Genomic DNA, 13011 nt, shown 5'->3' with positions numbered 1-13011 from the left:
GTGTATGGTATCCAGAGACATCGACCGGCGGTCGTACCTGAAGGCAGTCGGCGCCGCGGGCGTGACCGCGACGCTGGCCGGGTGCACGAGTGACGGCGGCAATGGCGGGGGAGACGGTGACGGGAACGGTGACGGGAACGGCGACGGTGGCGACACCGACACCGCCACGCCGACCGAGACCCCGGCCCCGCAGATCGTCGCAGGCACGGCGCCCGGGTTCCCCCCGTTCGAGATCAAGGAGGACGGCGAACTGACCGGGTTCGACGTCGAACTGTTCGAGGCCATCGTCGCGGAGACGGAGTACGAGTTCGGCGGGTGGCGCGAGTTCGAGTTCGACGCGCTCATTCCCGCGCTGCGTGACGAGCGCATCGACGCCATCGCCGCGGCGATGACCATCACGGACGAGCGCGACCAGGTCATCGACTTCTCGGACCCGTACTACTCGGCCGACCAGTCCGTCATCGTGCTGGAGGGTGGCGACTTCGTGCCGGAGTCGCTCGACGACCTCTCTGGTCGGATGGTCGGCGTCCAGGAGGGGACCACCGGCGAGGGTGTCGTCGACACCCAGCTCATCGAGGAGGGCAAGCTCCAGGAGTCGAACAAGCGGGTCTACGGCAACTACACGCTCGCGGTGCAGGACCTCGAGAACGGCAACATCGACGCCATCGTCCTCGACCAGCCGGTCGGGGCGACGTTCGCCGACCAGCGCGACGTGACGGTCGCATTCGTCTACGAGACGGGCGAGCGCTACGGATTCGGCGTCCGCCAGAACGACAGTGCACGCCAGCAGGCCATCAACGACGGTCTCGCCGCGGTCCGGGACAACGGCACCTACGAGGAACTCCGCAACGAGTGGTTCGGTAGCGAGTAGACCGATGGAGTCGCTCGTGCTGAGTCCGGCGGTGCCCGCGTTCGCTGACCTGCTCGTCCCGCTCCAGCAGTCCGACTGGGAGTTCGTCTGGCGCAACCGGGAGTTCCTGCTCGCGGGCACCGCCATCACCATCCTGCTCACGCTGACGAGCGTCGCGGTCGGCGTCCTCGCGGGCCTCCCGGCGGGTATCGTCGAGGTGTACGGGAAGGGGCGACTCGCGGACCTCGTCCGGAACGTGGGTGTCCTCCTCCGAGGGACGCCCATCGTCGTCATCTTCGCGTTCACGTTCTTCGTCCTCCCAATCCCGCTGCCCGGGGGACGGGTGTCGGTGCTCGGGACGGAGTTCGGACTGGACGCGTTCTTCGCGGCGACGCTGGGGCTCGGGTTACGGTCGGCCGCCTACCAGGCACAGATCTTCCGCGGCGCCATCCAGAGCGTCGGAGAGGGCCAGATGGAGGCCGCCCGCTCGGTCGGCCTCTCGAAGCTCGGTGCCATCCGGCACGTCGTGGTGCCACAGGCGCTCCGGCGCTCGATTCCGGGCTTCCAGAACGAGTACACCATCGTCCTGAAGGACACGAGCGTGGCCTTCTTCATCGGTCTCGCGGAGCTGCTGACGACCGGGTTCAACCTCTTCGTCCAGGAGTCGACGGCCGTGTTCGAGGTCATCCTCGCCGTCTCTGCCGTCTACTTCGTCCTCACGTTCGTCACCAACCGGGGGCTCGACGCCCTCGGTGAGCGGTTCACCATCCCCGGGGAGGGGTCGCGATGAGCGCCGACACCGACCTCCTCCGGTTCGAGGACGTCCACAAGTCCTACGGGGACGAGAGAGTGCTCCGGGGCATCGACTTCGGGATGGACCGCGGCGACGTCGAGGTCGTCATCGGGCCGTCCGGGAGCGGGAAGTCGACCATGTTGCGATGCGTGAACCGGCTAACAGAGATCGACTCTGGCCACATCTACCTCGACGGTGAGGACGCCTACGCGATGGACGAGAACGACCTGCGCCGGCGTGTCGGGATGGTGTTCCAGGACTTCAACCTGTTCGCCCACCGGACCGCGCTGGGGAACGTCACGCTCGGGCTCAGGGAGGTCCGGGGGATGGAGAAGGCGGCGGCACGTGAGGACGCGATGGCCCACCTCGAACGGGTGGGACTCGCCGACCAGGCCGACTCCTACCCCGGCGAACTCTCTGGCGGGCAGAAACAGCGCGTCGGTATCGCCCGCGCGCTGGCGATGGACCCCGAACTGATGCTGTTCGACGAGCCCACGTCGGCGCTGGACCCGGAGCTCATCGGGGAGGTCCTGACCGTGATGCGCGACCTCGCCGACGAGGGCATGACGATGCTCTGCGTCACCCACGAGATGGGCTTCGCCCGCGAGGTCGCCTCCACGCTCTCGTTCCTCGACGGCGGGAAGGTGGTCGAGCGCGGGCTCCCGGACCAGCTGTTCGACGCACCGGAGGAGGAACGGACCGCGCAGTTCCTGGAGCGGCTGACCGGCCTGCACGACGAGGGTGAGCGGTCCGCAGGACCGCGATCCTCGTCGGACGGCCGTCGGGAGTCCGACGATGGTGAGCCGAGTGAAACGAGGCGAGGGGAAGGACCGTGAGCACGGAGTCCGCCCCCGCGGAGTCCGCGGCGGAGAGTCGCGGTGTCAGTCTGGAGTTCGGCGGCCGCGCCCGCCTGCTGGCCGTACTCGTCCCGTTCTGGGCGTGGCTCGGCGTCCGCTGGGTCTACGACTGGGTCGTCGTCCCCGGGACGAACGTGAGCGCCCGGGAGTCGTTCTTCCCGAGCGAGCAGTTCGTCACGGCCGGCGAGGCACTCCGGAACGCCGCCGCACCAGCGCCGCTCGACGGTGTCCTCGACTGGTTCGCTGGCGGGTTCGACTTCCTCGCGTTCGGTGTCGAGGCGCTCCCACAACTGGCGGCGGGGGCGTGGCTCACCGTCGTCCTCACCGTCGTCTCCATCCTCGCCGGACTGGTGCTGGCGGTGCCCCTGAGCGTCGCCCGCGTCTACGGGAACCGGGCGACGCGGTGGGTGTCGCTGAGCTTCACCGAACTCATCCGCGGGACGCCGCTGCTCGCGCAGCTGTTCGTCCTCTACTTCGGCCTCTCGCTGACGCAGTACGTCCGCGAGGTCCCCGGCGTCGGGACGGGGTGGATACCTGGGACGGCCGTCTGGGTCGCGTTCATCGGCTTCACCATCAACTCCGCAGCCTACCAGTCCGAGTACATCCGGTCGGCGCTGTTGTCCGTCGACTCCGGGCAACTCACCGCCGCGCGGTCCATCGGGCTCTCGAAACTGGGCGGCATCCGGCACGTCGTCCTGCCGCAGGGGCTCCGGTTCGCCATCCCGGGGTGGTCGAACGAACTCGTCTACCTCATCAAGTACTCCTCGCTGGCGAGCTTCATCACCGTCGGCGAGCTGTTCTTCTACGCGCGGGACATCGGCGGCGACACGTACCGCTACGTCGAGATATACTCCGTCGCGGCGCTGTTCTACCTCGCGATGGTGTTGTCGGCGTCGCTCGTGATGGGCGTCGTCGAGGAACGCACGTCCATCCCGGGGCTGGGGACGGGTCGAGCGCGCTAGGCGCGACCCGACCCGCTCTCCCGGCGCTCACATGAAGTCCGAGAGCCCCGACTGCTGGTCGTCCTCCTCTGAGTCCTCCGCGTCGTTGGCTGCCACCGCGTCGTCGTCGGCCGCCCCATCGTCCGAGTCGAACAGCGTCGCCTGTCCGTCGTCCTCGGCGTCCGCGTCCGCCTCCCCACCGTCGTCCGTTATCTCCACCTCGACGGCGTCGTCGTCGAGTTCACGCTCGCCCGGGGCGAACGCGCCGCCGGAGTGCTCGACGGCCTGCTCCTCGCGGAGGCGTTCGGCGTCCTCGATTATCTCCTGAACCTTGTTCGTGTCCTTGCCGGACCCGGAGACGTACGCGAGGTGCTCGGCGTCGAGTTCGTAGCGGGCGGCGATGGCGACGGCGAGTTCGCGGGGCTTGCAGTACTCGACCATCGAGGCGAGGAACGGGAGGTACTCGCGGCGAGCCGTGGCGATGCTGACGCCCTCGGCCTCGGCGATCTGCTGGGCGACGTGGTCGCGGGTCGCGTCGCGCGAGGAGCGGTAGGGGTACCCGCCGTAGCGGGTCCACCCGCCGCGCGTGGAGCGCCGGACGCTGGCGACGCCCGCGGCGACGTTGTCGGAGATGTAGCGCCAGTAGGAGTAGTTCTGCGTCGCCCGGACGCGACCCTGCCAGCGGTCGGCGTTCGAGATGAACTCGTACGCGTCGGCGAGTTCCTGGCCCTCGTACACCATCGGCACCTTGTCCTCGACCCACTGCAGGAGGTCCTCGGGGTTCTCCTCGGCGTCGTACGCCAACTGGAGCGCTTCCTGCGCGCCCTCCTCTTTCAACACGCCGTCGAGGAACTCGAAGATGCCGACCGACCGGTCGCGGCTCCCGGTGGAGATGTCCGCGACGGTGAGGTGGTCCCGGCCCTCCGCGACCGCCTGCAGGTCGTTGATGGCGCCGCGCAGGTCGCCCGAGTTGCGTTCGGCGATACGCTCGAGCGCCTCGTCGTCGTACTGCACCCCCTCGCGCCGGCAGATGTCTCGCAGGGCGGGGAGGATGGAGCGGGCCGAGACGTCCCGGAACTCGATCTCGCGGCAGGCGTTCCGCAGCCCCCGGCTCATGTCGTAGTAGTCGTTGGCGATGAGGACGATGGGCTGGTTCGCCGACTTCACGAGGTCCGTCATCGCGCGGGCGCCGCCGCGGTCCTTGTGCTGGTGGAGGTTGTCCGCCTCGTCCAGTATCACGAGCTGTCGACCCGTGCCCGTCAGCGAGCGGTTCATCGCGGCGCCACCGGCGACCTTCTCGATCTGGTCGCGGGTCCGCGAGTCGCTGGCGTTCAGTTCCATCACGTCCCACCCCATGTCGTTGGCAAGCGCGTGGGCCGCACTCGTCTTGCCGACCCCCGGCGAGCCGTGGATGACGGCGGCCTCGCGGTGGTCGCCCCACGAGCGGGCCCACGAGTGGAGGCTCTCGCGGGCCTTGTCGTTGCCCCGGAGGTCCGACAGCGTGGTCGGACGGTACGTCTCCGTCCAGTCGGTCATACACGGGCTAGCGCTGGCCCACGGTTATACCTACTTCTTCCGAGGGGCTGCCCGTGGTCGCGACGCGACCGCACCGGCTACCGCACGACGTGCGTCAGACGGAGGGTCCGGCGAGCGCCGACCTGCCGTTCTCGACGAACGGCCGACGGTACCGCAGCCCCACCTAGAATCCCGACGATATTATGGATATAAACTGTGTGCTCGAGTATATATAATACACATATCGGGGGTTCTTGTACCAGTACGTGCGTCCCCCTACGTGAATCCGACACATAGTTTAAGTACTGGTGTGTCATCATTGAGACCATGCCGCACACGGAACGTGAGGACGACGCCGAATCCCGCCGCCGGAGTCGACGACCCCGGCCGAACGTAACGACTGCTGCGGAGACGCTGGTCGTCCCGCTCGGCCTCGTCCTCGACGTCGCCACCTCGCTCTCCTCCGGCCGCCGCTGACCTGCTGTCCACTGTTCGCCGTCCGTACTCCACCGCCGAGCGGTCGCGTCGGCACGGCACGGAACGCCGTGACACGCCCGGCCAACCGTTTTGACGGCCCCCCGTCTGGGTGCGAGCATGTCGCTGTTCCCCGCCGAGCTCGAGACCGACCGCCTGCACCTCCGTGCGCTGACCGGGGAGACGCTGGACCCGCTCGACCTGTACGAACACGTCCGTGAGGGTGCCCCGAGCATCGACCGGGTGACCGAGTTCCTGACGTGGGACCCCCACCGCCACCCAAACGAGACCCGCGAGTTCCTCGACGCCTGTGCCGAGCAGTTCGCCACGGGCGAGGGTGTCCAGTACGCCCTCTACCCGCGGGCGGGTGAGGACGGTGCGGGCGAGTTCGCCGGTCTCGGGGGCTTCGGCGTCGACTGGGACCGCTCGGTGGCGACGCTCGGGACGTGGCTCCGGCAGCCGTTCTGGGGTCGCGGGTACTCCGGTGAACGCGCCCACGCGCTGATGGGGGTGGCGTTCGAACGGCTGGACCTCGAGTGCGTGGCCGTGACCTGTGCCGTGGGCAACGAGAACTCTTACCGGGCAATCTCGGAGTACGTGGAGCGAGCGGGCGGGCGCGAGGAGGGGGTCCTGCGGAACCACGAACGGTACCCCGACGGCCCGGCCGACGTCTATCGATTCACCGTCACCGCCGAGGAGCGGGAGGGAGAGGCGTGACGGGACTCGGAATCCGGCCGTAGTAGTCGGGTTTATGACGTGGGCGGTGTGTGTTCCTGTCGATGAGTGGGGACGAGACGGAGGCGGGACGAGTGGGGAGCGGGCACTGGGGGGGCCACCCGTCAGCCAACGGCGCGTCGACGTTCGAGATGGACGAGCGCGTCGAGGTGATGATGGACCTCTACCGGACCCTCCGCGAGGAGATCTCCCAGAGCATCGACTTCCAGAACCAGATCATCCTCGGCGGCGCGGTGGTCGTGGGCATCGTCTACGGGTTGCAGTTCAGCGGCGTCCTCCCCGCGCTCTCGGACGGCGACCCACTGGTGACACAGCTCATCGTCGCCTCCATCCCGCCCATCGTCATCGTCTCCACCTCTCTCTGGCTCACCGAGCAGAGCCGGATGATGCGGGCCGGGGACTTCCTCTCGTTCCTCGAGAGCAAGATCAACCGCGAACTCGAGGGACCGTACCTCACCTGGGAACTCTGGCTCCGGACCGGGAACACGCCGGCGGTCCACCAGACCCACCGACGGGCGCAGTTGCTGGGCTACCTCGGGTTCTTCCTCGTGCTGGGGGCGCTCGGCCTGTGGCTCTACGTCCGCGAGGTCGTCGGAACGACGCTCCTCGGTCTCGTCACGCTGCAGGGGTACGACCCCCTCACGCCGGCGTTCGTCTACCTCCTCGCCAACGTGCTGATGTTCGCGATGCTGGTCCGCTGGAGCGTCGGCATCGTCGCCCACGAGGTCCCCGACGGCGACGACAGACCCGCGCTGGCCCGCGCACTCGACGCGGTCCGGGGCCGTGACCCCGAGTTCGCGCCAGACCCCGACTCGCTCGCCGACCTCGAGGGCGACTTCCGCGACCGGGAACCCTCCTACGGGGTCTACCGCGAGTGGGAGGCCGCCTACGAGGACCGGGTCGAGACCATCGTTGCGGAGACCGACCCCGACCGACGCGACGCGGACTGACGGGTTCGGCCAGAACTTTCTTTCCGTCGCCGCTCGAGGGACGAGACACGATGTCTGTCTCAGTCGGAGACCGAGAGTTGCCAGTCGGCGTCGGTGCCGCCGCGGGGGTCGCGGCGTGGGTACTGTCGTACCTGTGTACCTACCTCGTCGCCAGCGGCGACATCCAGAACTCCCTGTTCGGACGCGTGCTGGAGGCGGCCGAGATCGGCGTCTGGCAGGCCGTCGGCTGGGTGTTCTTCAACGCGCACTTCGTGAACACTGTCGTCGACCTCGGGTTCTTCGGTGGCGGCGCGACCAACGCCATCGGCGGTGAGAACGGCTTCACGCCGCTGCTCTACGTCGTCCCGCCGCTCTTGCTCCTCGTCGCCGGCCTCGCCGTCGGCCGGTACGTGGGTGCATCGGACCTCGACACGGCCGACGCCGCCCTGAGCGGGGTCACCGTCGTCCTCGGCTACGGCCTGTTGTCGGTGGTCGGCGTCTTCCTGTTCGCCACGGAGAACGTGACCCCGGACCTCGTGACGGGTGTGCTGCTGGCTGGTGTGGTCTACCCCGTCGTCTTCGGTGCCGTCGGCGCCGTCGTCGCCTCGCTCACGGGAGGGTCGTCCGCCGAATCGTCGTCGCCGCAGCTATAGGTCGCGGGCGACCATCTCGCCCCAGTGTTCGAAGCCGTGTCTGGCGTAGAACGCGCGGGCACGGCTGTTCTCGCGGTCCACGTCCAGCACCACCCGGTCCAGCGGGAGTGACTGCTGGCGGGCGTGGGCCAGCCCCCGCTCGAAGAGCGCATCTGCGAGGCCACTCCCCCGTCGACTCGCACAGACGTACACCTCGTTGACGACGGCGGCGTCCCAGACCATCGCGAGCCGTTCCGGGAGCATGAACACGTACCCGTCGAGTCCCGCCCCATCGCCGCGGGCCTCGGCCACGAACAGGCACTCCTCGTCGGCGACGCACCGTGCCACCCACGCCAGGTAGCGCTCGCGGTAGTCGGCGTCGAGCTTCGCGTCGTACGTCGCGGACTTCTCCGGCCCGCCTCCAGCCCCGAGTTCACGCTCGAAGCGGCGTTTCAACTCCCAGAGCGCCTCCGCGTCCGTCTTCGGGTCGTACGCCCGCACGACACTGTCAGTCATCGGTGGCCTCCACGTCACCCGTCTCGGACGGCTCGGTACTTGGAACCTCGCCCTGCCCACGGCCTGTCCGCGCGGCCGTCCACGCCGGGAGGCCACGGAGTTTCACGGTCGTCACGAGGAGCCCCGTCAGCGTGAGGAACGTCTGCCAGCCGTTGTAGACGACGGGAAACACCCGTTCGACGTTCGCGGGTTCGGGGCCACGCGACGGGTCGATGCCGCTCCCGACGCGGTACTCCTGCGAGGTCCCCTTCTGTCCCACGTCCACCGTCGTTCTCCCGGCCCCGCCACCCGCCGTGGAGTCGGGCGACTGCTGGCCCACCTGCACGAACGTCTGCGTCAGTCCGTCCACGGACGACCACGTCACCTGACCGTTGAACGCGTAGAACTGGTCGAACAGGGGGTAGAACGGGTTGACTCCAGCCGCCGTGAACAGGTCGAGACCGACGGCCGACAGGCAGAAGGCGGCGATGGCGACCCACGCGACCCGTACGCCGCGGTCCCCGACGCGCGCCCGGACGAGTGACGACTCCCGCCAGTGGGTGTCGGCGTAGAGGTACGTCCCGACGAACAGGGGGACGAGCAGCGTGTGGAACATCGCGCGGTGTGAGCCCTCCACGACGAGCGAGGTGAACACGTCGAGGTCGGCGAACACCACGGCGCCGGCGACGACAGCGAGTGCCCGCCGGTCGTAGGCCGACCCCAGCAGGCCCGCGGCGAGGAGGAGCGCGAACCCCACGTGGACGACGCTCGATGGCATCAGCGGTCCACCCCGTCCGTGTCGAGCGCACGCCGGGCGAGACGGTCACGGGCGACGACGACGACCACGCCCGCTCCGAGCAGCAGCACCTGCCAGCCACCCTGGATGGCGGGGAGGATGCGTTCGACGCCCGCCGGTGGCGTCGCCGTGCACGTCGGATTCCACGCGTTCGGGTTGCAGAACTTCGGGGGAGCGCCACGCTGTCCGACGTAGTGCGTGTACATCCCCTGCGGGGAGTAGTTGTAGAACGTCTGGACGACGCCCTGCGCCGTCGTGTACTCCAGTTTCCCGGTCACGGAGTAGAACATCGAGTCGAGCGGCCAGACGGGGTTGGCCGCGGCGAGGTTGAGCAGGTCGAGGCCGGTGCCGGCGACGGCCCACGCGAGCAGCGCGACGGCGGCGACGTGGAGCGCGGTCGGGCCGAACCGTGCGATCAGCCACGGCCGGGCGCGCCGGGCGTCCCAGTAGAGCAGCGCTGCGAGCCCCAGCGGGAGCAAGAGAGTGTGGAGCGCCGCGCCGTGCAGCCCGGGGACGAGGAGGGAGAGTGGGGCGTCGAGGTCCGGGAGGGCGGCGGCGAGGGCGACGACACCGAGCGCTCGGCGGCTGTACGCGTCCTCGAGGAGCGCCGCGCCGAGCATCGCCCCGAGCGCCGCGTGGACCAGCGTCGGTGGCATCGGCGGAGATGTGGAGTCGGCGGTGATAAACCTCTCCCCGGGATGCACCGGTGGGGGACAACGACCGTGAGGCTTATCGCCTGCAGACCGCTCTCGACGCCCGTGTCGGACCCACGCCGCGAACTCGCCGAGAAGATGGCCGGAGAGGTCACCCTCTCCGCCGACCCCGGTGCCACGCTCCGCAAGTGGCGCACGGAGTTCGAGGTCTCCCAGACCGACCTCGCGGCCGAACTCGACGTCTCGCCCTCCGTCGTCTCGGACTACGAGGCCGGCCGACGGACCTCACCGGGTATCGGCGTCGTCCGCCGTCTCGTCGAGGCCCTGCTGACCATCGACGAGCGCCGTGGTGGCCACCACGTGCGGCAGTTCGGGCGCGTGCTCTCCGCGGGCTTCGACTCGGACATCGTCCACGACCTGCGGGAGTACCCGGCGACCATCCCGCTCTCGCGGTTCTACGACGCCGTCGACGCCACCGAGGTCGCCGAGGGGAAGGCGACGACGGTCGCCGGTCACACGGTCATCGACTCTATCGAGGCCATCACGCGCCTCTCCAGCGAGGAGTTCTACCGCCTCTACGGCCAGTCGACGAACCGGGCGCTCGTGTTCACTCGTGTCACGCGCGGCGAGTCGCCGCTGGTGGCGATGCGCGTCGTCACGCCCACGCCGAGTGCCGTCCTCCTCCACGGGATGACGCCGGAGTCGCTCTGGGAGCACGCCCCGCGCCTCGCGCGGGCCGACGGTTTCTCGCTCGCGGTGACGGACCTCGACCTGGAGGAGATGCTGGAGCGGTTGCGTGCGCTCCCCTGAGCACGCTCCGCCGGGGTGCTCCGGTACGTGGGTTCCGGGAGCGACCCGAACGGAGGGCCGCACACGGTGGTGAACGCCGCCCGTGCCCGCCAAACCCCTAAGTCTCCACTCCACGGGGTCGTCGTATGACTGCCGTCACCCAGGCTCTGTTCCTGACCGTGGTCTCGTTCCTGTTCGTCCACGAACTCGACGCGGTCCGTCAGCGGGAGTGGCGGTTCTTCGTCGCCCCCGTGCCGGTGAGTGACGAACTCGGCTATCGACTGTTCACCACGCTCCACGTCCCGCTGGTCGTCCTCATCCTGTGGTACGTGGCGTCGCTCCCGTTCCAGGTCGGCTTCGACGCGTTCGCCATCGTCCACGGGCTGTTACACGTCGGGCTCCGTGAACACCCCCTGCTCCAGTTCGAGAGTCGGTTCTCGTGGGTCTGGATCCTCGGTGGCTCGTCGCTCGGGGCACTCCACCTCCTCCTCGTGCTGTGACCCCGTCGAGGATACCGTCGTGGATGTGGCGGGCCCCGAGCCTCACTCGCCGCCGAGTTCGCTCGCCAGCTCCGCCGCGACGAGCGTCCCGAGCGCCGTCTTCGACCCCTCGAACTCCCGGAGCTCGGCCTCGCGGACGACGAGGACGCGGGTGTCGTCCCGGCCCATCACGCTCGCGTCGTTGGCGACGACGAACGCCATCCCCACGCGCTCGAGCAGGTCGCGTGCGTGCTGGACCATCGCCTCGTCGTCCCCACTGGTCTCAGCCTTGAACCCGACGATGGCGAGATCGGGGTGGGCCTCCCGGACCGTGTCGACCAGTTTCGGCGTCGGCTGGAGGTCGAGGGTGAGGTCTCGTCCCGAACGCACCTTCTCGTCGCTGGCCTCCACGGTGTAGTCCGAGACGGCGGCGGCCGAGACGAGGGCGTGCGCGTCGGGTGCGTGGTCCTCCACGGCCGCGAGCATCTCGGCGGCCGTCTCCACCTGTTCCGTTGTCGCGTAGGGCATCTCGGGGCCGTCGTGGACGAGGACGACTTCCGCACCGGCGACGTAGCAGGCAGCGGCCACCGCCCGCCCCGTCCGGCCCGAGGCGCGGTTCGCGATGACCCGGACCGGGTCGATGGGTTCGCTCGTCCCGCCGGAGGTGACGACGACGCGCCTGCCGGCGAGGGTGTCGGGCGTCGCCGCGCGGGCCACCTCGCGGACGATATCGGCCTCCGTGGCTATCTTCGCCTTCCCCTCCTCGATCCGCGGGTCGACCATCGAGACGCCCCACGACTCCAGCGTGTCGAGCGCGTCGAGGACACCGGGGTGGTCGTACATCGGTTCGTGCATCGCGGGCGCCACCACGACGGGCATCCCGGCGCCGATGGCCACCGTCGCGCAGGTGGTGACGGGGGTGTCGTCCACGGCGCCCGCTATCTTGCCGGCCGTGTTGGCCGTCGCCGGAGCGAGGAGGAGCACGTCGGCCCACCCCTCGCGCCCGCAGAGTTCGACGTGTTCGACCCGCCCCGTTATCTCTGTGACCACGTCGTTCTCGGTGGCGAACTCCAGTGACCACGGGTGGACGATACCCTGCGCCGCCCCCGTCATCACGGCGCGGACCTCGGCCCCCTGTCGTCTGAGTTCGTGGGCCAACTCCACCGTCTTCACGGCGGCGATGGAGCCACTGACCCCGAGTGCGACGTTGACGCCCTCTAGCATAGGAACCGCTCCGTCGCCCCCGGACAAAAACCGTCCGCCGTCGGTCGTCGGGGTCCGGCCGCGTTCGGCGACCGGCTACCGCTCGTCGGTCCCGTCCGACGCCGCCAGCGACGGGTGTGGCGTCGGGTCGTCCGGGTGTGGTTCCGCGAGCAAGGCACGCATCCGCTCGCGGGCCACGCGCTCGCGCTCGGACCACTCCTCGGCGGGAATCTCCTCACAGCCCGGCGGCTCCGGGCGGTCGCGGTCGGTGAAGTACCCCTCGGGCACGACCCAGTCGTGGTAGAACGGCACCTCGCTCGCCTCGACGACGGAGAGGCCCACCTCCGCGCCGTGGCCGGCCGCCACGACGGTCTGGTGGGGCTTGCCGGCCAGTCGTCCAGCGGCGAAGACACCCTCGAGGGACGTTCGGCCGTACTCGTCGGCGGTGACGTACGTCTTGCTCCCCCGCTGGTCCGTCTCCACGGCGTCGGGGAGATAGGCGGCGTCGGCCCACGAGGCCGCGACGAGGAATCGGGTCTCGACCGTGCGGCCGTCGTCCAGTTCGAGCGTGAACCCCTCCTCGTGCTCGGTGGTGGCGACGGCTCGCCCTTCCACGAACCGACAGCCAGCGTCCGCAGCCGCCTCGCGGCTCCCGTCGAGGAACGTCCGCGCGTTCACCCCGGCGGGGAAGCCGGGGACGTTCTCGAGGTGGGCGTTCCGCCGGAGGATGGACTCCCCGCCGTCGACGAGGAGCGTCTCTAGCCCCGCGCGAGCCGTGAACGTCCCGCAGGTGAGGCCGGAGACCCCCGCTCCGACGATACAGACCGTGGTGTCGAACGCGTCCGTCGCGTCGGTCACGTCGTTCATGCT

At 69.4% G+C, this 13011-nt stretch carries 16 protein-coding genes; 10 read left to right on the top strand and 6 right to left on the bottom strand.

Features of this window, described 5'->3' with window-relative positions:
• The first annotated feature begins 4 nt into the window (after positions 1 to 4).
• From N0B31_RS04825 to N0B31_RS04810, 4 genes are read left to right on the top strand one after another with little or no spacing between them, the layout of a single operon-like run.
• Positions 5 to 871, top strand: coding sequence for a transporter substrate-binding domain-containing protein (locus N0B31_RS04825; protein WP_260594709.1), 867 nt, complete (start codon positions 5 to 7; stop codon positions 869 to 871).
• 4 nt (positions 872 to 875) lie between these two features.
• On the top strand, positions 876 to 1640 hold the full coding sequence (locus N0B31_RS04820; protein WP_260594708.1) for an amino acid ABC transporter permease: 765 nt from the start codon (positions 876 to 878) through the stop codon (positions 1638 to 1640).
• Positions 1637 to 2479, top strand: coding sequence for an amino acid ABC transporter ATP-binding protein (locus N0B31_RS04815; protein WP_303655784.1), 843 nt, complete (start codon positions 1637 to 1639; stop codon positions 2477 to 2479). The genes N0B31_RS04820 and N0B31_RS04815 overlap by 4 nt, the downstream gene beginning before the upstream one ends.
• A 50-nt stretch (positions 2480 to 2529) precedes the next feature.
• Positions 2530 to 3462, top strand: coding sequence for an amino acid ABC transporter permease (locus N0B31_RS04810; protein ID WP_260643958.1), 933 nt, complete (start codon positions 2530 to 2532; stop codon positions 3460 to 3462).
• 27 nt (positions 3463 to 3489) lie between these two features.
• On the opposite strand, the gene N0B31_RS04805 is transcribed toward N0B31_RS04810, so the two are convergent.
• Positions 3490 to 4977 carry a replication factor C large subunit gene (locus N0B31_RS04805; protein WP_260594707.1) on the bottom strand — a complete coding sequence of 496 codons (1488 nt, stop codon included), beginning with the start codon at positions 4975 to 4977 and terminating at the stop codon, positions 3490 to 3492.
• A 306-nt stretch (positions 4978 to 5283) separates the two neighbouring features.
• Here N0B31_RS04805 and N0B31_RS04800 point away from each other — a divergent pair, with 306 nt between their 5' ends.
• The 4 genes from N0B31_RS04800 (at position 5284) to N0B31_RS04785 (ending at position 7747) form a co-directional block, all read left to right on the top strand.
• Positions 5284 to 5433: a hypothetical protein gene (locus N0B31_RS04800; protein WP_260594706.1), complete on the top strand. Its 150-nt coding sequence runs from the start codon at positions 5284 to 5286 to the stop codon at positions 5431 to 5433.
• A 117-nt stretch (positions 5434 to 5550) separates the two neighbouring features.
• Positions 5551 to 6147 carry a GNAT family N-acetyltransferase gene (locus tag N0B31_RS04795; RefSeq protein WP_260594705.1) on the top strand — a complete coding sequence of 199 codons (597 nt, stop codon included), beginning with the start codon at positions 5551 to 5553 and terminating at the stop codon, positions 6145 to 6147.
• 62 nt (positions 6148 to 6209) lie between these two features.
• Complete coding sequence (locus N0B31_RS04790) at positions 6210 to 7115, top strand: hypothetical protein (RefSeq protein ID WP_260594704.1); 906 nt, start codon at positions 6210 to 6212, stop codon at positions 7113 to 7115.
• A gap of 50 nt (positions 7116 to 7165) precedes the next feature.
• Positions 7166 to 7747: a DUF7978 family protein gene (locus tag N0B31_RS04785; RefSeq protein WP_260594703.1), complete on the top strand. Its 582-nt coding sequence runs from the start codon at positions 7166 to 7168 to the stop codon at positions 7745 to 7747.
• Here N0B31_RS04785 and N0B31_RS04780 read toward each other — a convergent pair.
• From N0B31_RS04780 to N0B31_RS04770, 3 genes are read right to left on the bottom strand one after another with little or no spacing between them, the layout of a single operon-like run.
• Positions 7742 to 8242: a GNAT family N-acetyltransferase gene (locus N0B31_RS04780; protein WP_260594702.1), complete on the bottom strand. Its 501-nt coding sequence runs from the start codon at positions 8240 to 8242 to the stop codon at positions 7742 to 7744. The genes N0B31_RS04785 and N0B31_RS04780 overlap by 6 nt on opposite strands.
• Complete coding sequence (locus N0B31_RS04775) at positions 8235 to 8999, bottom strand: metal-dependent hydrolase (RefSeq protein ID WP_260594701.1); 765 nt, start codon at positions 8997 to 8999, stop codon at positions 8235 to 8237. The genes N0B31_RS04780 and N0B31_RS04775 overlap by 8 nt, the downstream gene beginning before the upstream one ends.
• Positions 8999 to 9673: a metal-dependent hydrolase gene (locus tag N0B31_RS04770; RefSeq protein ID WP_260594700.1), complete on the bottom strand. Its 675-nt coding sequence runs from the start codon at positions 9671 to 9673 to the stop codon at positions 8999 to 9001. The genes N0B31_RS04775 and N0B31_RS04770 overlap by 1 nt, the downstream gene beginning before the upstream one ends.
• A gap of 135 nt (positions 9674 to 9808) precedes the next feature.
• Here N0B31_RS04770 and N0B31_RS04765 point away from each other — a divergent pair, with 135 nt between their 5' ends.
• A complete protein-coding gene (locus N0B31_RS04765) occupies positions 9809 to 10480 on the top strand; it encodes a helix-turn-helix domain-containing protein (RefSeq protein WP_260643957.1) in 672 nt (223 codons plus the stop codon).
• 125 nt (positions 10481 to 10605) lie between these two features.
• Entirely contained in the window at positions 10606 to 10959 is a 354-nt protein-coding gene (locus tag N0B31_RS04760; protein WP_260594699.1) for a DUF6713 family protein, read from the top strand.
• 42 nt (positions 10960 to 11001) lie between these two features.
• Here the strand turns inward: N0B31_RS04760 and coaBC are convergent, their stop codons facing one another.
• Both coaBC and N0B31_RS04750 read right to left on the bottom strand, forming a co-directional pair.
• Positions 11002 to 12162, bottom strand: a complete 1161-nt coding sequence (coaBC, locus tag N0B31_RS04755) for a bifunctional phosphopantothenoylcysteine decarboxylase/phosphopantothenate--cysteine ligase CoaBC (RefSeq protein WP_260594698.1) — start codon at positions 12160 to 12162, stop codon at positions 11002 to 11004.
• Between the two features lie 75 nt (positions 12163 to 12237).
• Complete coding sequence (locus tag N0B31_RS04750) at positions 12238 to 13008, bottom strand: FAD-dependent oxidoreductase (RefSeq protein WP_260594697.1); 771 nt, start codon at positions 13006 to 13008, stop codon at positions 12238 to 12240.
• Positions 13009 to 13011 lie beyond the last annotated feature (3 nt).

It is taken from the genome of Salinirubellus salinus, from assembly GCF_025231485.1.
Lineage (GTDB): Archaea > Halobacteriota > Halobacteria > Halobacteriales > Haloarculaceae > Salinirubellus > Salinirubellus salinus.
Note: the sequence above shows the minus strand (reverse complement) of the source record. Positions and strands in the feature narration are given on the sequence as shown.